This window comes from Paenibacillus sp. 01T424 (assembly GCF_056398745.1).
Window position 1 is genome coordinate 41,470 of sequence record NZ_JBFTPZ010000042.1, and the last position, 19,214, is coordinate 60,683.

The 19,214-nt window shown below is 44.4% G+C and carries 16 protein-coding genes and 1 pseudogene; 13 read left to right on the forward strand and 4 right to left on the reverse strand.

The window, feature by feature from the left end; all coding sequences use genetic code 11:
* Window positions 1–30: 30 nt before the first annotated feature.
* The 6 genes from AC1DPK_RS26165 (at window position 31) to AC1DPK_RS26190 (ending at window position 8,486) form a co-directional block, all read left to right on the forward strand.
* Entirely contained in the window at window positions 31–1,833 is a 1,803-nt protein-coding gene (locus AC1DPK_RS26165; RefSeq protein ID WP_477512121.1) for a sensor histidine kinase, read from the forward strand.
* Window positions 1,826–3,439 carry a response regulator gene (locus tag AC1DPK_RS26170; RefSeq protein ID WP_477512122.1) on the forward strand — a complete coding sequence of 538 codons (1,614 nt, stop codon included), beginning with the start codon at window positions 1,826–1,828 and terminating at the stop codon, window positions 3,437–3,439. The genes AC1DPK_RS26165 and AC1DPK_RS26170 overlap by 8 nt, the downstream gene beginning before the upstream one ends.
* A gap of 63 nt (window positions 3,440–3,502) precedes the next feature.
* Complete coding sequence (locus AC1DPK_RS26175) at window positions 3,503–4,417, forward strand: carbohydrate ABC transporter permease (RefSeq protein ID WP_076270536.1); 915 nt, start codon at window positions 3,503–3,505, stop codon at window positions 4,415–4,417.
* A gap of 7 nt (window positions 4,418–4,424) precedes the next feature.
* A complete protein-coding gene (locus AC1DPK_RS26180; protein ID WP_076270500.1) occupies window positions 4,425–5,261 on the forward strand; it encodes a carbohydrate ABC transporter permease in 837 nt (278 codons plus the stop codon).
* Window positions 5,262–5,395: 134 nt separating this feature from the next.
* The gene (locus AC1DPK_RS26185; RefSeq protein WP_076270501.1) at window positions 5,396–6,724 is read left to right on the forward strand and encodes an ABC transporter substrate-binding protein; all 1,329 of its coding nucleotides are present in this window, start codon (window positions 5,396–5,398) and stop codon (window positions 6,722–6,724) included.
* A 109-nt stretch (window positions 6,725–6,833) separates the two neighbouring features.
* Entirely contained in the window at window positions 6,834–8,486 is a 1,653-nt protein-coding gene (locus AC1DPK_RS26190) for an MGH1-like glycoside hydrolase domain-containing protein (protein WP_477512123.1), read from the forward strand.
* Window positions 8,487–8,570: 84 nt separating this feature from the next.
* Here the strand turns inward: AC1DPK_RS26190 and AC1DPK_RS26195 are convergent, their stop codons facing one another.
* Window positions 8,571–9,752 carry an MFS transporter gene (locus AC1DPK_RS26195; protein WP_477512140.1) on the reverse strand — a complete coding sequence of 394 codons (1,182 nt, stop codon included), beginning with the start codon at window positions 9,750–9,752 and terminating at the stop codon, window positions 8,571–8,573.
* A gap of 172 nt (window positions 9,753–9,924) precedes the next feature.
* Between AC1DPK_RS26195 and AC1DPK_RS26200 the strand changes: the two genes are divergently transcribed.
* Both AC1DPK_RS26200 and AC1DPK_RS26205 read left to right on the forward strand, forming a co-directional pair.
* Window positions 9,925–11,238, forward strand: a complete 1,314-nt coding sequence (locus tag AC1DPK_RS26200) for a phytoene desaturase family protein (RefSeq protein WP_477512124.1) — start codon at window positions 9,925–9,927, stop codon at window positions 11,236–11,238.
* Entirely contained in the window at window positions 11,235–12,104 is an 870-nt protein-coding gene (locus AC1DPK_RS26205) for an RNA polymerase sigma-70 factor (RefSeq protein ID WP_477512125.1), read from the forward strand. The genes AC1DPK_RS26200 and AC1DPK_RS26205 overlap by 4 nt, the downstream gene beginning before the upstream one ends.
* Before the next feature lie 61 nt (window positions 12,105–12,165).
* Here AC1DPK_RS26205 and AC1DPK_RS26210 read toward each other — a convergent pair whose 3' ends face one another.
* Window positions 12,166–12,696 carry a hypothetical protein gene (locus AC1DPK_RS26210; protein ID WP_477512126.1) on the reverse strand — a complete coding sequence of 177 codons (531 nt, stop codon included), beginning with the start codon at window positions 12,694–12,696 and terminating at the stop codon, window positions 12,166–12,168.
* Window positions 12,697–12,894: 198 nt separating this feature from the next.
* Between AC1DPK_RS26210 and AC1DPK_RS26215 the strand changes: the two genes are divergently transcribed.
* Window positions 12,895–14,010: an NADH:flavin oxidoreductase gene (locus AC1DPK_RS26215; RefSeq protein ID WP_477512127.1), complete on the forward strand. Its 1,116-nt coding sequence runs from the start codon at window positions 12,895–12,897 to the stop codon at window positions 14,008–14,010.
* A gap of 128 nt (window positions 14,011–14,138) precedes the next feature.
* On the opposite strand, the gene AC1DPK_RS26220 is transcribed toward AC1DPK_RS26215, so the two are convergent.
* The gene (locus tag AC1DPK_RS26220; RefSeq protein ID WP_477512128.1) at window positions 14,139–15,506 is read right to left on the reverse strand and encodes an MFS transporter; all 1,368 of its coding nucleotides are present in this window, start codon (window positions 15,504–15,506) and stop codon (window positions 14,139–14,141) included.
* Between the two features lie 169 nt (window positions 15,507–15,675).
* Between AC1DPK_RS26220 and AC1DPK_RS26225 the strand changes: the two genes are divergently transcribed.
* The gene (locus tag AC1DPK_RS26225; protein ID WP_477512129.1) at window positions 15,676–16,335 is read left to right on the forward strand and encodes a helix-turn-helix transcriptional regulator; all 660 of its coding nucleotides are present in this window, start codon (window positions 15,676–15,678) and stop codon (window positions 16,333–16,335) included.
* Window positions 16,336–16,450: 115 nt separating this feature from the next.
* Here AC1DPK_RS26225 and AC1DPK_RS26230 read toward each other — a convergent pair whose 3' ends face one another.
* A complete protein-coding gene (locus AC1DPK_RS26230; protein WP_477512130.1) occupies window positions 16,451–16,633 on the reverse strand; it encodes a hypothetical protein in 183 nt (60 codons plus the stop codon).
* Between the two features lie 100 nt (window positions 16,634–16,733).
* Here AC1DPK_RS26230 and AC1DPK_RS26235 point away from each other — a divergent pair.
* The 3 genes and pseudogenes from AC1DPK_RS26235 to AC1DPK_RS26245 all read left to right on the forward strand — a co-directional run.
* Window positions 16,734–16,940: pseudogene (locus AC1DPK_RS26235) on the forward strand (Lrp/AsnC ligand binding domain-containing protein); the annotation flags it as partial.
* Window positions 16,941–17,338: 398 nt separating this feature from the next.
* Entirely contained in the window at window positions 17,339–18,370 is a 1,032-nt protein-coding gene (locus AC1DPK_RS26240; protein ID WP_477512131.1) for an ATP-binding cassette domain-containing protein, read from the forward strand.
* A complete protein-coding gene (locus AC1DPK_RS26245) occupies window positions 18,367–19,182 on the forward strand; it encodes an ABC transporter permease (RefSeq protein WP_477512132.1) in 816 nt (271 codons plus the stop codon). The genes AC1DPK_RS26240 and AC1DPK_RS26245 overlap by 4 nt, the downstream gene beginning before the upstream one ends.
* Window positions 19,183–19,214 lie beyond the last annotated feature (32 nt).

A 19,214-nucleotide genomic window follows, 5' to 3' on the forward strand; every position in this document is an offset into this window, starting at 1 on the left:
AAGAAAGGCTGGCATGAGAGGGGACTGGCTATGTTTTATTCGTTAAAAAGTCGTTTGATTGCAATCTTTTGTTTACTATTCGTTTTATCCTTCGTCACCCTGTCCATTCTTTTATTTAATGAGTCCCGTTCCATTATTCGCTCTTACATTGAATCTTCAGCACTGGAGAAAATGGATGAATACGGGTCTTACATTGATATGGTTCAAACACAAATCTATGATTTAGCCTCTATCGTTTTTAATAGCGATATTACGAATAATTGGGATGCAGTAGCGTCAGATTCCGCATCCACGGAGGGAGAAAAAAATCTTGCCCATTACCGAATGAGCCAGTTTTTGACGCAGACAACGAACAGTTATTCCAGTGTTTCTGGTGTCGCCGTCTATCGTCAGGAAGGCATGTGGGTCAGCAGTGGCAATTTAGTTGTGTCTAACGATTCCTTTCTGAAGGAAAAGTGGTATCTCGATTTTAAAAACGAGGATCAATACTGGATTCCGGCTCATACGGATGTCGCAGAGCTGCGCAATAACAACAAACATCCGGTAATCAGTATGCTGATGCCGATCAGTTCATTTGAGCCTTCACTGACAAAAAGTGTGATGAAGATTAATGTAAGCGCTGACTATTTTCTGGAGCCGCTAGGCAGAATCCATCTTGGGGAGAGCGGAACGATCTATTTATTAGATCAGCATGGTAAACCAATGCTGTCCCAGAACGAATACGGAGCCCATTCGGAGATGGTACGGCAGGTTGACGATTTACGGACAGGCTGGAGGAAGCAGGGCGTCGTTTATTTAAATAATTTAAGCGGAGAAAAAGAAATTTTAGTATACAAAAAACTGCCGAAAACGAACTGGATGCTTGTTGGGTTCGTATCAGAGAAAGATTTGTATTCACAGCTCTTTCGCCTGCGAAGCACGATTCTAATCGTTGCGGCTGTATTATTAATTGTGTCTTTGATACTGGCGACTTGGTTCTCGCATGGAATTACGAAGCCGCTTTCACGGCTGGTGCTCGCAATGCGGCATGTACAAAGAGGCGATTTTGTGCTTGCTGAGAGCCGTTTGGCGCCTGAGAAGAGGGTACGCAATGAAGTGGGCTTCGCAACTGAAACGTTCCGCAACATGGTTACGAGACTGCGACAGCATATCAAAACCGAGTTCGAGCTTAAGCTGCTTAGGCAGCAAGCGGAATACAAAGCGCTGCTCATGCAAATTAATCCGCATTTTCTGTTTAATACACTGGAGCTCATGAGCAGCTTAGCCATACAGCGACGGACAGATGATACAGTCGAAGTTATAGAATCACTAGGGAAGATGATGCGTTTCTCTCTTAAAATTAGCGATGACCTCGTTCCGTTGGAAGAAGAGCTAGTTTATGTTCACTATTATTTGTCGATCTTAAAAATCCGCTTCGGTGATCAACTGAACATAACGATTGAGGAGGAAGGCGACCTTCTGAGATTGTCGACGGTAAAATTTATTTTCCAGCCATTGATAGAGAACGCCGTTAAATACAGCTTCATGCATCAATCCGAGGCAATCGTCCGCATTCGTGTAAGCCATGCTGCGGGAAGGGTACATCTAATCGTGTCAGATAACGGACCGGGGATGACAAGCGAGCAGCAGAAGAAGCTGCTGGAGCGATCGGAATCCGTTCAGCTGGAGCAAATTCTTACCAGCCGGAGCAGCCAAATTGGACTAGGAAATGTTCTTGCACGCTGCCGTCTTTACTACGAATCACTATTTGAGGTCCGCATCGATTCTACGCTTGGCGAGGGTACAACGATTGAGCTCATACTACCAGCACAGGAGGAACACCAGCATGTATAAAGTATTAATCGTGGATGATGAACCCGAGATCCGTCAGGGTCTAAAGCTTAAGGTAGACTGGGACAGTATTGGACTTATCATTGCAGGGGAAGCCTCTAATGGCGTCGAAGCGCTCGAGAGGCTTTCAGCAGAGGCTATTGATATTGTTATTACAGATATGAACATGCCTGTGATGGACGGTATGTTATTTTTAGATTCCTGTCACGAGCAGTACCCATCCCTGCGTCTGATCGTCATTACAGGTTATGAGGATTTTCATTATGCGAAAGCAGCCATTCGCAATCAGGCTCGCGAGTATTTGTTAAAACCTGTTGCTAGAAAAGAATTGACCGACACGCTTTCAAACGTAAAGAAGGAGCTGGACAAGGAAAGGCAAAGCCATGATCAGGCGGCTATGACGCAGTGGCGGCTCTCCCAATATTATAAGGAAATGAAAGAGCATTTTATCGTTCATCTCGTAAAGGAAGAGATTTTGCAGGAGAGTACTATAAAAGATCGTTCCCGATTGTTTGAGCTGGATTTATGGGATAAACGTGAGGTTAGGTTTATTACAGCAGGGCTATGGGAGCGAGGGGAATCAAGCGCTTCGGTTGACCGTACGCCGGACAAGTTTCGATTGCCGTTCGATATCATATCAAGAGAATGCGCAGACAAGTTCCAAGGGAAGATGGAGGTATTTCGTGATACCAATTATCCTGGCCTCATGCATTTTGTAATCGCTGCGGACCACGAATTGGAGCGGGAATTTGCTGAGTTTCTGACTCAAAGCGTAAATAAGTACATGGCGTTTGAAATTAAAATAGGTACTGGTCAAACGGTAAGCGGATTTAAGCAGTGGAAAGAAGGTTATATTAGCTCTTTGCTGGCATGGAACATGCCATACGGCAAAGCTGCTGGACTAGCTCATGCTTCTGAGGGGCATACGGCTATACCTGAGCATACCATTAAGGTTATTGAGCGCTATTTATTTCGAGGAGAGCTTTCATCGTTTGAAGCAGCGATTAGACAAGAATTACAGCGCGGAATGAAATCACAGCTTCGTTTTGTCAAATTGATTTTCCAGCTTTACTTGATGCTTGAGACCATTGCGCATGAATCGCAAATCGGTTTGGAGAGCGGCGAACAGCTTTGGCTAAGGCCGGAAATGACACTTAGTCTCGATACTGTAGAGAAAGCGGAGCGGTTTCTGATGCGTATTGCAGTTAAAATCGAGAGCAAGCGTCAAAGCGACTCACAGGAAAGTGATCCATCCTTGATTTTGGCGGCTAAGCAGTTTATTGACGAGAACTATATGTATGAATTGAATTTGACGATGATTGCAGAGAAGTACAATTATAATTCATCTTATTTCTCAGAAATGTTCAAAGCTAAAGTAGGTAAAACCTTTATTCACTATTTGAATGAGGTACGAATTGCTGAGGCTGTTCGGATGCTAAAAACAACAACGCTGAACCTTTGGGATATTGCAGAGCTTACTGGATTCTCCAATGCAAGCTACTTCAGCTCCAAATTTAAAAGGATGTACGGAATGACTCCTTCGGATTATCGTCAGCAGCAATCGGAATTAAAATCTGAAAAAAATGATAGTGAACACCCAAAGAATTAGCATTCTATGTTCATAGCCCCTCCCTTATGATGGAACTACATCAATAAGAGAGGGGTATTCATGATGAGAAAAAGCCTCAAGCCGCTTAGCAATCAGCATAACTTAACCGCATATACCTTTTTGCTGCCATGGCTGATCGGGTTTTTCTGCCTGACGCTCGGTCCAATGCTTGGATCGTTTTATTTGTCGCTCACAAAGTATGATTTATTAACGTCGCCAAAATGGATTGGTTTTTCAAATTATATTAACATTTTTAAAGATGACGAAACCTTCTCGAATTCCTTGTGGCTTACAATCAAATACGTGTTCATTTCCGTTCCGCTGCGTCTTGCTTTCGCGCTGATGGTCGCTATGGTTCTAAACAAAGGTATTCGAGCGCTAGGCATTTACCGCACCGTATACTATATCCCTTCGTTGCTCGGGGGCAGTGTCGCTATTGCGATTGTGTGGAGACAGATTTTTGATGGCAGCGGCCTTGTGAATCAATTTCTTGGCTGGTTCGGCATTCAAGGACCTTCATGGATTTCCCATCCGAGCTACATTGTTTATACCATTATTTCATTGTCCGTATGGCAATTTGGTTCAGCGATGGTAATCTTCCTTGCAGGCCTTAAACAAGTGCCACTTGATCTGTATGAAGCAGCTCAAGTGGATGGAGCAGGCAAAGCTCGTCAATTTTTTCGCATTACGCTTCCCATGATTTCTCCTGTTATTTTCTTTAATCTCGTGATGAGCATTATTAATTCATTTCAAGCGTTTACACCTGCATTTGTCATTGGCGACGGCCGTGGAGGCCCGCTTGATGCGACCATGTTCTACACCCTGTACTTGTATATGAAAGGCTTCTCGTTCTTCGATATGGGTTATGCATCCGCGTTAGCCTGGATTATGCTGCTGATCATCGGGGCGTTTACAGCCATTATTTTTGCAACATCAAAATATTGGGTATTTTACGGTGACAGCAAGGAAGGGAGGTAAGGCAGCTATGCAAGTGAGAAAGTTAAACGGATTAACTAAACATACGATCATTATCATCTTTGGCATTGCCATGCTTTACCCGGTATTATGGTTAATAAGCAGCTCTTTTAAGCCTAATGAGCTGATCTTTACACAGCCGGGATTATGGTCAAGCTCATTCACTTTGGATAATTATATTAACGGCTGGCGCGGCTTTCAGGGAATAGCATTTAGTAAGTTTTTTGCAAACTCATGGCTGATATCGATTCTAAGCGTGCTTGGCAATGTGATTACCTGCTCCTTAGCAGCCTTTGCGTTCGCGCGGTTGAATTTCAAGTTTCAGAAACTTTGGTTTTCATTAATGCTGGTGACGATTATGCTGCCCTATCATGTGACGCTTGTTCCGCAATACGTCATCTATAATGAGCTGCAATGGATCAATACGTATTTTCCGCTGGTTCTGCCAAAATGGCTGGCGCATGATTCCTTTTTTATTCTTATGATGGTGCAGTTTATCCGCGGAATTCCGAGAGAGCTGGATGAAAGTGCGACGATTGACGGCTGCAGTCCGCGGCAAATTTATTTCCGCATTATCATTCCGCTCTTAGTACCCGCTTTGATATCCGCCGCTATTTTCACTTTTATTTGGTCATGGGACGATTTTTTCAGCCAGATGATCTACTTGAGTGATATTAAGCTGTTTACAGTGCAGCTGGGAATTCGTTCTTTATTTGATCCTACTGGTCAATCGGATTGGGGCGCGCTGCTTGCGATGTCGGCATTGTCGCTTGTGCCAATAACGCTTATATTCCTTATTTTTCAACGCTATTTCTTGGACGGCATCGCAACTACCGGTTTGAAATGATATTGTGTTTTCTTGCTCGATAACCGAAAAAATTGATAATGAATACCCGAAGGAATGAAATTCCGTATAAATGGAAATCAGGGTAGCATCATAAGTGAAAGCGAATTCATAATAGGGTATTGGGGGAAATCAAAATGAAACAGCGGTTGCTTATTTTGGCTTTAGGAATGTTAATGGTATTCACTGCGGCATGCTCAGGTGGTACGGGCAGTGGAGGATCAAGCAATGAAAAAGAGAAAAACGGAAATGAGTCAAGTGAAGCAAAACAAGTAGAACTGCGCATTATGTGGTGGGGAGATCAAAAGAGGGCGGATATTACAAACGAGGCGTTGAAAATTTTCCAAGAGAAAAACCCATCCATTAAGGTTGTTGGCGAGTTTGCCCCATCCACTGGTTATTTCGATAAGCTTAATACGCAGCTTGCTTCCGGCACGGCGCCAGACATTTTTTTCTTAGGAGGAAATGTGGTCGATTATGCGAATAAGGAAGTGCTTCTTGATCTTTCTCCATATGTGGATAAAGAGCTTAATTTAAGCGATATGGATCAATCGATGATTCAATACGGCACGATAGGCGGCAAGCTTCTTCATATTTCTGCTGGTGCTAATGCACGCGGAGTCGTTGTGAATAAGACGATGTTCGAGAAAGCGGGCCTTCCCGTACCTGAGGATGGTTGGAATTGGGAAGACTTTGCACGAATCAGCAAAGAAATCTCGGACAAACTGGGCAGCGGTGTCTATGGTACTTATAACATGTCCATTGATGGAATGGATATCGGCCTGAAGCAGCAAGGCAAACAGCTTTATGATATGGATAAAGGGACGCTGGGCTTCGAAGAGGCTGACGTGTTAAAATGGTTCCAATATTGGGATGAAACGATGAAAGCCGGCGGTGTTGTCCCTTCCGAGCTGCAAGTATCCAATCCTCCCGGCGATACAAGTAAGTCATTAGTTGTCACAGGAAAAGTAGCGATGAGCTTAATTCCGTCCAATCAATTGGCAGCATTGCAAGGACTTACGCAAGATGAGCTGATTATGGTACAGCTGCCGCGCGGCGAGAAGGGAACAGGCGTAGTGTTCGAGTCAAGCCAAGGTTTGTCGGGTTATGCCAAGACCAAACATCCAAACGAGGTAGCGACGTTGTTGAGTTTCTTCATTAATGATCCCGATGTTGCGAAATTGTTAGGCAATGATCGCGGTGTACCAGTGGTTGCGGCTAACCGCAAGCTCCTTGAAACTAGCGCGAACAGCGTAGAGAAAATTGTTTATGACTACACAAGCCGTGTTTCAGAAGCGACAAACAAGGAGCCGTTTGCGGTCAGCTACAATCCTCCGGGCTTCTCTGAATATTCCAAGCTTGCCGAATCGACGATGTATGAAATTGGTTTCGGACGCAAGAGCGTAGAAGTGGCTGTTAAGGACTTCTATAATGGCACTCTGAAAATATTCAAAAACAATCAATAGTTTCCTGTGAGTTGGTATCAGCAATGCATGAATAGACAGGCTGCCTCGCGGCAGTCTGTTTTTAAATAAGTGGAGAAAACAATTATATCGGAAAAGCGAGGCGATTAGGATGAGCGAATCATTGCTGAAGCAGCTTCGAGAGCTGTCTATAGATGAGAAGATTGGCGAGTTGACGAAACCATCTCATAAAAATAGCCTTGAGGAATGGAAGCAATCCGGCATTCGTTTTACAACACGTTCAGGCAAGCTTGAGCAGGTTTATTATGCAGCAGTGCGCAAGCTGCTCGATTGTATTGTTCCTACGGGCGGTGAAGAGCCGATTTTGCAAGAAGGAGGAATCTATCTCGGCTGTTGGCTGGAAAGTACAGGAACGATTAATGCTGAGCTACTTTCTCGCTTTATACCATCCGTATCGGATGCAACTTTCCGCTCGTTTGCCGTGCACCAGCGTGAGGATGGTTTGTTGCCTTATAAGGTAACGGAGCATGGTCCTGCATTCCGGCAGATTCAGCTGGTGACGCCGCTTGCACGCAGTATATGGAACCATTATAAGCTGAATCATGCGGGGAAGCCGTTTTTGCAAACGATGTATACTGCGATGGCAAGCTACGATGAGTGGCTGGTTCAGTACCGAAATACCCGTGGAACAGGTTGTGTAGAGGCATTCAGTACTTTTGATACGGGGCATGATCTTTCACCGCGGTTCTGGCATGTCCCTGACACCCCTCATCTTAATGATGCTGCGCAAATGAATCCTGATTCTCCGATATTACCTTTTTTGGCGCCGGATTTAACTGCAAATGTATATTGTCAACGTCTTTACTTGGCTCGTATTGCAGAGGAGCTTGAGCTTCCTAGCAAGCAGCACTGGCTAGCGAGAGCCGAAGAGAGCTTAACGAGYTTGTATCGTTATTGCTTTGATGGAGAGGATCATTTCTTCTATGATCGAGACCGAAATGATGAGCTTGTGCGAGTACAATCGGATGTGCTGCTGCGCGTAATGGCATGCGAAGTAGGAGATCAGGCTTTTTTTGATACGATGCTCAGACGTTATTTATTGAATACAAGCAAATTTTTTGCCAAATATCCATTTACTTCGATGGCTATGGACGATCCGCGCTTTGATCCGTTCTCTAGCTACAACAGCTGGGGAGGCGCATCGAACTTCCTTAGCTTGATTCGCGCACCTCATGCTTTCGAGCATCATGGACGGCACGTTGAACTCACTTGGGTGATGTACCCGATCTTAGCTTCATTTACCAAAGCAACCCGCTTTGCGCAGGCGGTTAGCCCGTGGACTGGAGATGAGGGATTTACTGAGGCGTATTCTCCGTCGATATTGTGCCTGTTAGATTATGTTGAGCGTTTATGCGGTATTTTGCCTACACCAGACGGCGAGCTATGGTTTACGGGACTTGTACCCTACAATATGGATCATGGAGAAGAGATTACCGGTGAGACAGGCTACAGCCGAATCGTGGATGGTGTTACCTATGAACTGTTAAATATGCAGGCGGGGTCGGAGCTGTATCGAAATGGAGAAAGCTTCATCCGTTTTCCAAGCGGCATTCGCGTTATTACCGATCGCCAGGGTCAAATGAAGGGAATCATTGGAATGAGTGTACGTGAGATTCAGGGTGCAATTATTTATAATAATCAAGAGATTCCTTTTCATGTGAAAGGCAATGAGTATTTGACCTTTGAGAAGGGCAAGTTTAGCGTGGAGCGTGCAATTGGCGTCGTAAATCCGACTTACCGTTAAATGCGGGGTTGAAAAGTGATTATTGAGGTTCATTGTGCAACAAAGAATAAGCCTTGAACCCGAATGGGCTCAAGGCTTGTTTTATTATTGAGGCAGCTGTGACAGACGACGTTCCCTTATCAGCACGATAGACATAATCGTTATTGAAATAGATACTAGCGCAATTGGAATGACGAATATGGATGGATCGTACCCTTCGATGAATAATGGTAACAAATATCCGATTAATGATGCCGTTAGTGAAATGAAAACGTACAAGCTTGCGCCGAATCCGGTCCGGCCTGCGAACATGCGCTGCACATACCCCATCGCTACTCCGTACAAGATGGATACAAAAAAAGAATAAATCGGCTGAATGAGGAAAAAAACGATCAATGGCGAGTGCAAGGCATAAATCGTATAAGTAATAAGCGCCCCAAAGCCGCCAATTAAAATAATTATTTTGCTGCCGTATTTCGCCGCCCAATAACCGGCGATGGTCATGAACAACAGCTCGAATACGGCTTGGGAGCTCCAAATATAAGACATATATTCCGGCTTGCCGAACAACGTTTTAACGACAAGCGGCAAGTACAATCCGCGAATGGCATCTGCGCATGCAAGCAGCAGCAGAGCAATTAGCATAATGAGGGAAAAAGGCTCGCTCGCTCCCATATTAGCTTGTTTTTTCTCTTCAGAGTGTTCCCGGTAGAACAACAGCAAGATAACGAGCATTGCGTAACCTGCAAAGTTGCCCCATAATACACCTTGAAACGTAGCAATCAAATACAAGTTCGCTCCTGCCAGCAAACCGCAAAAAAACCCAACACTGTACCCTGCGCGCAGCCATATTTGTGCCATCTCCACAATATCCCCGGCAAGTCTAGCAAAATGATTCCGAGATATAGCGAACAATTGTCCCATAATGAGTCCGGACGGAGCGCTCACAACACACATGCCGATCAGCGCCTGGACATAACCTTCTGCGTTCATATAAATGAACAAACCGACGAGACATAACAAAGCAGCTGTAATGACCAGTCTCTTTCTGCTGCGCAGCTTATCACTTAACAGTCCAACTGTAATCGTAGTTCCCATATTGAGCAGCAGCGACACAACGAAGATCGATACGACTTCATTCTTTGAAAGCCCGATGCTCTCACTTAAATAAATTGCATTCATCGGTGCTAGAATGCCCATGCCGATGCCATAACAAAATAAGGTGAAAAGCATCCTACCTGCACCATCCACCTGCAAAAAACGTTTCATATCTGCGGCAATACGCATCTTCAACCTGCTCCATTCTCCTCATGATCTTGCCAAATTCTAACAAAGTGTAGCTCACTTTTCTCGTGTTGTCTAGAAGAAAACGGTGGTGATCAGGGCAGAAAATGAATACTATTCTGTAACAAAACACCTTTGTTATTTGTCATATAAGCAAAAACATGAGGTGATCATTATGAATGAGCGAAAAACAGCCTATGACGCTGTCATTATTGGCGGCGGTTTATCTGGTCTGACAGCTTCTATTTATTTGGCTAAAGCAGGATTACGCGTGCTGCTAGTCGAAAAGTCCAATCGATTGGGCGGAAGGGCATTAACGGTGAAAAAGAAAGGAGCTTATCTCAACCTTGGTGTTCATGCTTTCTATCAGGATGGGGTAGGCGAGGAAGTGCTAAAAGAGCTAGATGTTAAGCTAAAAGGAGCCAATCCACCGCCATCAGTGGCCGCAATATGGAACAATCAAGTGTTTCCTTTGCCGACTGGGCCCATTCAATTGATGACATCTAAATTGTTCACGATTACTGGGAAAATAGAGCTAGCACGGTTTATGATGAAATTAGCTAAAATCGATACAACGAAACTCGAAAGGGTAACATTCCGAGAATGGGCTGAAAAGGAAGTTCAAGATCCGATGATTAGGCATGTTATTTATTCGATTTGTCGGACGAACACCTTTGTGCCGCACCCAGAGCTGCTAATAGCCTCAATCGCTGTCAAGCAATTGCAGCGAACGTTTGGCGGAAAGGCATTTTATATTGAAAAGGGGTGGGCAAATCTTGTAGATGCGCTAAAGCAAAAAGCAGAGCAAGCCTCGGTTACGATTGTGACTGGTTGTTCAGTAGATGGAATTGTACCAGACAAAGAGGATTTGCGAGTCAGTTTTGCGGATGGAGAGTCATTGGTGATTTCGTCTGTCATCGTGGCCGCTGGTCTAGGAGATGCATGTAAGCTTGTAAAGGACGCTAATCAGAACCTGCTTAATTGGAAGGAGCAAGCGCATACGATAAAAGCGGCTTGTTTGGATCTTGTATTGCATCGTCTACCGAATCCAAGCGCATCCTTCATCGCTGGCTTCTGGTTGGACGCTCCTATTTTTTATAACAACCCAACATCCGTTGCCAGCCATAACGACGATGGGGATTCTGTCGTCATTCATATGATTAAGCAGCTTGGAGAAAATCCGAGCTATCCCAAAGAGGATGAACAGCACTTGGAGCAAGCGCTAGATCTTATGCAGCCGGGATGGCGCGAAGTGGAAGCTGCCCGTCAGTTTTTACCGAATATAACGGTTGCTCATGATTTTGCTTCTATTGATAAGAATGGCATTTATCCAGGGCCGGATGTTCCGGAAATCCCAGGTCTTTATGTTGCAGGAGATTGGACCGGTCATGTTGGAGAAACTTTGGTTGATGCTGTGCTTGCTGGGGCTAGAAGAGCCGCACAAGCTGTAATTAAACAACATAAAGGTATGAATGGGAGTGACATGTGAATACGGAACAGCTATATGTTGAATTGAAGCCGTTATTATTTTCGCTCGCTTATCAAATGATGGGCAGTGTCGCGGATGCGGAAGATATTGTTCAGGACGCGTTTATCTCTTTGCATGAAGATCAGTCTGATCATATCCAGTTTATTAAAGCTTATATGTGCAAAGTAGTTACGAATAAATGCCTGAATAAGTTGAAATCGACAAGCAGGCAGCGGGAATTGTATGTGGGCCCGTGGCTGCCAGAGCCTCTCGTTACGAGTGGTGTTAACTCAAACGATCCGCTCCAACTATACATTTCGAAGGAAATGTTGTCTACCGCATACTTGCTGTTATTGCAGCAGCTGACCGCCGTAGAACGTGTTGTTTTTCTATTAAGGGAGTTGTTTCATTACCCATTTCAAGATATTGCCGCTATTCTCGATAAGAGCAGCGGAAACTGTAGGCAAATTTTTTATAGGGCAAAAAAAAGCATAGGGTCTTCTTCCAGCAGTGAATTGACTCCGCAGGAGATTGCTAGTCCTATGATGGAGGAATTCGTAAACGCAATCATTTCTGGCAATATCAATCGCATGCTGTCGATTCTTTCCACGGAAACAGTATTGTATACGGATGGAGGCGGCAAAACAAATGCGGCTCTGCGTCCGATTGTGGGGCAAAATCTTATTATCCGTTATTTTACGGCGATTAGACCGGAAGTTCCTTCAGATTTCACTTGTGATGTTGTTGAACTAAATGGAAATAGCGGCATTGTGATTAAGTCTGGCGAGCTTACGTTTTCGGTTATTACCTTCCATATCAAAGACAACGTCATTTCGGACATTTATATTGTCATGAATCCAGAGAAGCTGCGCCATTTTAATAGATAGAAAATAAATAAATAAAACAACCATAACAGCAGAGATGCAGTTATGGTTGTTTTGGCTTGTATTAGACCAAGATATATCGAATAAGACCTAAGAGGGCGAAGCAGAAAAAAACGGTACCAGCACCAATACCTGTAATTGCGCTATGGGCTACCTTAAGCTTTTGAGATATGATTAACGTACTAATGGCAACGGCAATCAACAATGCAGCAAGTACATATAAACTGGGATCTTTGAAAACATGTTTCAAACTAATAAAATGAATACCAACAATAAAGGCAATCCAAGGGGAAACGTATTTGCTGCGTTTTGTTTTTATGAATACAAAAGCACCCGCACCTGCCAAAATGATCTCAGTGTATACCGAAATCAAATAGTTACGGAAAGATGATTGATTAGACAAAGCGGAGGGTGCGTCCCAGTTCGTTATACTTAGGTAGACGCCTGCCAAGCATACTAGAAGTGCAATGCCAGAAGCTATGCCAATGTATTTGCGCCAACTCGCTCTAGGATTTTCTTGTGCCCAGCCAAACCAACTGAAACTAAACATGCCAAATATTGCTGCATACATGGTGTAATCTCGAAGATAATCCATACAAACCCTCCTATTGGAAAACTGTTTTATTTGGATTCCTTTTCCATTATACCATCAGAGCATTTTTTTAGATTAAAAGGTTTTCGGTTTTACAGCATTGAAAATAAGTAAAGTGGTGGGAATACGCGGTAATTCATGATAGTATCTATAGTACACAAACCTAATTAAACTCAAATCAAATATATAGGAGGAATGTACATGTCTAATACCACAAATGAAACATCGGTTGAAGCTTTATTTAAGCCCTTTGTCTCCAAAAATTTGCAGATTGCCAATCGTATTGTGATGGCGCCAATGACAAGAGGATACTCCCCAAATGGAGTTCCAGGGGCTGATGTTGCGGCTTATTATCGTCGGCGGGCGGAGAATGGCGTTGGTCTTATCGTCACCGAAGGAACCGTAATCGATCATAAGGCTGCTGCTGCAAGTCCGAATTGGCCTCACTTTCATGGGGAGGCTGCGCTGAGCGGCTGGTCCAATGTGGTAAAAGAAGTGCATGAAGCCGGCGGTAAAATTATTCCGCAGCTATGGCATGTTGGGTTAACGCGCAAAATTGGCGACCTCCCCAATAAGGAAGCATTGCCAATTGGTCCTTCGGGACTTAATCTATCAGGTGAGAAAATAACGGAGCCACTAACGGAGAAAGAGATTGGGGATGTTATCGCAGCTTACGCACAGTCAGCGGCAGATGCAGCACGAATCGGCTTTGATGGTATTGAGCTTCATGGTGCGCATGGTTATTTGATCGATCAGTTCTTCTGGGACCAAACAAATAAACGGACTGATGGCTATGGCGGCGACCTTGCAGCGAGGACACGTTTCGCTGTTGAGATTGTTGAAGCATGCCGTCGTGCAGTCGGAAAAGATTTTCCAATCGTATTCCGATTCTCACAATGGAAAGCGGGTCATTATGATGCCAAATTGGCGGAAACGCCTCAGCAGCTTTTGCAATTTTTGACGCCGCTTGCTGATGCGGGAGTGGATGTCTTCCATTGTTCAACACGGCGATATTGGGAGCCGGAGTTTGAGGATTCTCATCTAAATCTGGCAGGATGGACGAAGAAGCTGACAGGAAAACCAACGATAACTGTAGGCTCAGTTGGGCTGGATAATGAATTTAGAAGCAGCAGCGGGGACGCTGCGAAGCCGGCCATTTTGAACAGCTTAATTGAAAGACTAGAAAAGGAAGAGTTTGATCTGGTAGCCATAGGCCGTGCACTGCTTGCTGATCCAGAATGGGCAGCCAAAATACGCGACAATCGAACAGATGAGCTGCTGAGCTATGACGCAGGCGCTACAAAAACTTTATATTAATGTCGTACACGATAGAAGAGGAGCCTGCAATTAGGCTCCTCTTCTTCTTTATGAACTAACTGACAGAGTAACTCACTCATTCATTCGCTTGAGATAATCTCTTCTCCTCCAGATCACCCCATCGTGTTTTAGCCTGCCATTGGTTTCTTAGAAGAAATACGAATACTTGCAAATAAACTCATTAGTATTAACAAAAGATTAAAACCCATCGTTACAATCAATCCCGATTGCATTGTCATTCCGGCAGCTTGACTAACGACAAGGATAGCACCGCCTATACCGATCACCACACCCGGTGTGAAAGAATCTGCAAATTGCAAATTAGCGGAAGTCTCGCCAGCTCCGTCTTCACTAGTATGGGCAAATGCAACCGCACCGCTCGTTGGATGGGATAATCCCATTCCAATTCCTGCAATGATTTGCCCCATTACGGCCAAGGCAACCGTTACGTTTGGAATCCAACCGACTAAAGCAAAACCTATTGTGAGCAGCAGCACGCCTAAAATAATTCTTCTATTACGCCCACGGCCTTGGTCTGCTGTATCCCAGCGCCCTTGCAAATAAGCAAAGAGACACCAGCTAAGCGCCGCGCTGGCAACAATTAATCCGGCATGAGCGGGATTAATGCCTTTGATATCGATTAGAGCTAACACAAGAAAATTTTGTGTACTGACATATGCGGCGAAGAAAAGTCCACGTGTTGCTAGAATAGCTGGCATTCCTCTTCGGAATAGTAGAGTGCCCGTAGGCAACAGCTTGCGCAGTGGATATGACATGACGGATAAGCCGGCAATGCTTAGTACAGCTCCTGTAATTCTGGGCAGCATGCCAAGTCCAACGAGGAAAATACCTGTACCTATCGTTAAAAATAAAGCCATCCACGTAGCGGCGGCACCATTACCCTCCCTTGTACCTTGTACCTTCAATTTTCTAAAAGCCGGCAAGCTAAGGATGGCTGACAAAACGATAATCGGCAATATGCCCCAGAATACAAAACGCCAAGACCACTGTTCTGCAATCAAACCAGCAACAAATGGACCGAGCATAGACGGAAGGACGTAGGCTGTACCGAATGCACCGAGTATTTTGGAACGTAATTCATCGGGATAGCTTAAGGAGATAGCGGTGTATACGCAAGTCATCATCGCACCAGCACCAAGGCCTTGCAGCGCTCGCGCCGCAATCATAACGTACATATCGCTGGCAGCAGCCGCAGCAATCAGACCCGCAATAAACAAAACAAGTGCAATCGTAAACGGTACTGCTGGCCCTTTTTTATCAATAATACGACCGACAACCAGGGTGCCAACAATCTGAGCAAGCAGATAAGTGCTGAATATCCAGCCAAAGAGATGAATGCCATTCAAATCACCGGCGATGGAAGGAGCGATCGTGGTTACGGCTAAGCCCTCAAATCCTACTGCCATTACTGACAAAATAATTCCTATCGATAGTGCAAAATAACGCGGACTAAAAATGCTTTGATGATTCGGCATTGCCTTTAACCTCCAACAAAATTTTTTATGTATACGCCATATCCGGATACTTAGTAAACATATTTCTTTATAAAGTTCAGGCTACAGTTCAGCTTTGACTTTGTCAACATTTTTATTTAAAATGTAGAGAGTGATATAGAGTCAGTTGCCTCAAAAGGAGGTCCCTATAATGAGCGGAAGTCAAACGAACAAAGATTCCTCAACGAAGACGCGAAGAGGAATCATTAATCTGCTGAAGCAGCAGGGTGGTATGGATGTTATGGCATTAGCCTCAGAGTTTCTATTATCTGGAATGGCTATTCGCCAGCATTTAAATGCGCTGAAAGAAGAAGGATTAGTTACGTATGAAGAAGAAGCCCGTCCGATGGGGCGACCGGCCAAGCTGTGGAGATTAACGCCTGAAGCTGATCGTTTTTTTCCAAGCGGTTATTCGGAGTTGTCAGTTAGTCTGCTTCAATCTATGAGAGAGGCTTTCGGAATCGAGGGGCTGGATAAGCTGCTGGCAGTACGAAATAAAAATATGCTGGAGCAATACCTTTTCCAACTTGGCGGGGAATCTCATCTAATTGGAAAACTGGAGAAACTGGCTGATATTCGCACAAAAGAAGGTTATATGGCTGAGATCAAGGATCTAGGCGATGGAAGCCTGTTGTTTATAGAGAAGCATTGTCCAATCTGTGAAGCTGCTGCTGCTTGTGCCGGGTTATGTAAAAATGAGTTAAGCCTCTTTCAATCCGTGCTAGGCAGTGAAGTTCAGATTGAACGCGTAGAGCATATTTTGTCAGGCGGAAGAAACTGTGTTTATAAGGTGATGGAACCAAATAGTTAGCTGAAAGTACTTTGAATCCTGAACTATTAGTAGCATTTTAAATAAATTTAACATATTGAAGGCTGCCGAGAGTTTCTCGACAGCCTAATTACGCCAGAGGAAAATGATTTTTCATTTAAAAAGTGATGGATTCACCATCAATGGGTACTAGAATATGTTTTGAAAGTTCCTTTTCATCAAGGAATGCTTGTAATTCTCTTCGAGTTAATAAGCAGTGATTGAGTGCTTCCATATGTGAAACGATAATGGTCGATTGCGGAGCTGCCATATAGGTTTGATAAATGTCTTCTTTTGTCATAATGATCGGATCGCCTTGAAGAAATTGTGCAGCCCCTCCATTTACAATGATGACGTCAGGATGATGCAGTCTAATGCTGTCCTCAACATCATTGCACCATAATATTTATACAAAAGGCACGGAACATAAGCCCTATTTGGCCTATATTGAGAAACAACAGCAGTACATCTTGAACAACTTCAAAATCAGTGGAGAAGGTTGTTATCTTTTGGAGTGCAGATTTCCATCCAACCATGAGCTGGATCTATTTTTAACCGAATTAAATAATCATGTTAATTATAAGTTGTCTATTGTAATTAGTAAGTGAAATACTCTGATCGTATCATTGTATTTGATCAAGGTGCGGTTGTGGAAAGCRGAACTCATGATCAGCTTAAAGGGCTTTATTAGTATTTAATCAGCCAGCAGCTGGAGTGAATATAACAGTGAGCCGTAAGTTTATGACATAGCTCTAAAACAGACCCTAATTCAAATTGACGGTCAGTTAGAAAGTCCTTATTTTCTGCAATCGGCAGAGAAATAGGGGCTTTTTTTGGTGAGCTGCTTTTAAGAGGGATGTTTAATTTCTGTGAATCTAAGGTCAGGGATAGAATTTTAGCGCTCGATAAAACGTAAGATTTAAACTGCGGATCATTTTTTGTTTAAATTCAGTTTACAAAGGTACGTTACCATCACGTTATCAACAGTTGTATAGGAGGAATTACAATGGTTCATGTAAATAAGAAGAAAATAGAGCCAAACCACGGTGACTGGGCTGTCGAAGCGAACGGACTCGTAAAAACTTTTGGTGAAAATCGGGCTGTGGATGGCGTGAATATGAATGTACGCGCGGGTTCAATTTACGGTGTGCTTGGTCCGAATGGAGCTGGCAAGACCACAACGATTAGTATGCTCGCAACCTTGCTTCGTCCAGATGCAGGCTCGGCGCGAATCTTCGGGCACGATGTAGTAAAGGAATCACAGATTGTTCGTCAATTAATTGGGGTTACCGGCCAGTACGCATCGGTTGATGAATCACTAAGCGCTACAGAAAACCTGGTTATCTTCTCTAGGCTGCTARGGCTTGGGCGTTCAGAAGCGAAGCGTAAAGCAGATGAATTGCTTGAGGAGTTTGGTTTGACGGAAGCAGCGAAGCGGCCATTGAAAAACTTTTCCGGCGGCATGCGCCGCCGCTTGGATTTGGCGGCGAGTCTTATTGCACAACCGCCGCTTATCTTCTTGGATGAGCCGACTACAGGGCTCGACCCGCGTACGCGTGCTCAGATGTGGGATACGATTCGCCGATTGGTGAAGACGGGGTCGACCGTGCTGTTAACGACACAGTACCTCGATGAGGCGGATCAATTGGCTGATAGAATCGCAGTTATCGATCGCGGTCGGGTAGTGGCAGAGGGCACGGTGGATGAACTGAAAGCTTCAGTAGGTACCTCCTCATTGCAATTGAGAGTAGTAAACCCGCTGGACATCGAAGCAGCTCGTCAAACGGTTGAACATGTGCTGAAAACACAATCCATTGTGTTATATGAAGCTGGAATGATTACGGCCCCTATGGCGGATGCCGATTTGGTCACAGATCTGCTTATCGCACTGCGTGAGAGAGGGATTCATTTGGCAGAAATGAGCGTACAAAAACCGACCCTTGATGAGGTGTTCCTCACAATCACAGGTCATGGTGTTAAAGAGGACGCTGCACAAGCGTCCGATGTATCCAATAAAGCGGAGGCGGTAAAAGTATGAAAAGCACTTTCATTCAATCAGGGTTTGATCGTGAGCTGAAAAACCACACGAGCTTTGGTCAAACCATTCGTAATTCATTAACGATGGCTTATCGCGGCCTGCTTAAAATTCGGCGTACACCTGAGCAATTGTTTGATGTTACACTTCAGCCAATCATCTTTACTTTAATGTTTACCTATATTTTTGGCGGTGCCATCTCAGGTGACGTAATCAGTTATTTGCCCGTCATCATTCCCGGCATTCTCGTGCAGACTGTAATTACGACCTCAGTTGTTACTGGCGTTCAATTGCGTGAGGACATGGACAAAGGTGTATTTGATCGATTCAAGTCATTGCCAATCTCACGAATTGCTCCGTTAGCTGGAGCTTTGCTTGCAGACACCATTAGGTACACGATTGCTACTGTACTCACTTTAACTATGGGATACATTATGGGCTATCGTCCTGATGGAGGCCTTGATCATGTGGCCATCGCTGCTCTACTTGTGATCTTTTGTTCTTGGTCAATCAGCTGGATCTTCGCTTTCTTCGGCGTCATCGCCCGTACTGCCTCAAGCGTACAAGGGATATCGATGATTGTGCTGTTTCCGCTGACGTTTCTTTCCAATGCCTTTGTGCCGGTTGATACCATGCCGAAATGGCTTCAATGGTTTGTCAACATCAATCCGGTCTCCCATCTTGTCAGTGCCGTCCGTGATTTGACCAACTCTGGAACGGTAGGCTGGGATCTAGCTATCTCTCTGATCGGAGCAATTGTGATCGTAGCCATCTTTGCACCGATTACGGTTCGCGCCTATATGCGCCGGACATAATGAACAGCGTGGAGTTTAATTGATGCAAGCGC

Excerpts from the sequence above, each read along its gene's own strand:
- AC1DPK_RS26165 (WP_477512121.1), top strand. The coding sequence starts at position 31 with ATGTTTTATTCGTTAAAAAGTCGTTTGATTGCAATCTTTTGTTTACTA.
- AC1DPK_RS26170 (WP_477512122.1), top strand. The coding sequence starts at position 1,826 with ATGTATAAAGTATTAATCGTGGATGATGAACCCGAGATCCGTCAGGGT.
- AC1DPK_RS26175 (WP_076270536.1), top strand. The coding sequence starts at position 3,503 with ATGAGAAAAAGCCTCAAGCCGCTTAGCAATCAGCATAACTTAACCGCA.
- AC1DPK_RS26180 (WP_076270500.1), top strand. The coding sequence starts at position 4,425 with ATGCAAGTGAGAAAGTTAAACGGATTAACTAAACATACGATCATTATC.
- AC1DPK_RS26185 (WP_076270501.1), top strand. The coding sequence starts at position 5,396 with ATGAAACAGCGGTTGCTTATTTTGGCTTTAGGAATGTTAATGGTATTC.
- AC1DPK_RS26195 (WP_477512140.1), bottom strand. The coding sequence starts at position 9,752 with ATGCGTATTGCCGCAGATATGAAACGTTTTTTGCAGGTGGATGGTGCA.
- AC1DPK_RS26200 (WP_477512124.1), top strand. The coding sequence starts at position 9,925 with ATGAATGAGCGAAAAACAGCCTATGACGCTGTCATTATTGGCGGCGGT.
- AC1DPK_RS26210 (WP_477512126.1), bottom strand. The coding sequence starts at position 12,696 with ATGGATTATCTTCGAGATTACACCATGTATGCAGCAATATTTGGCATG.
- AC1DPK_RS26215 (WP_477512127.1), top strand. The coding sequence starts at position 12,895 with ATGTCTAATACCACAAATGAAACATCGGTTGAAGCTTTATTTAAGCCC.
- AC1DPK_RS26220 (WP_477512128.1), bottom strand. The coding sequence starts at position 15,506 with ATGCCGAATCATCAAAGCATTTTTAGTCCGCGTTATTTTGCACTATCG.
- AC1DPK_RS26225 (WP_477512129.1), top strand. The coding sequence starts at position 15,676 with ATGAGCGGAAGTCAAACGAACAAAGATTCCTCAACGAAGACGCGAAGA.
- AC1DPK_RS26230 (WP_477512130.1), bottom strand. The coding sequence starts at position 16,633 with ATGACAAAAGAAGACATTTATCAAACCTATATGGCAGCTCCGCAATCG.
- AC1DPK_RS26245 (WP_477512132.1), top strand. The coding sequence starts at position 18,367 with ATGAAAAGCACTTTCATTCAATCAGGGTTTGATCGTGAGCTGAAAAAC.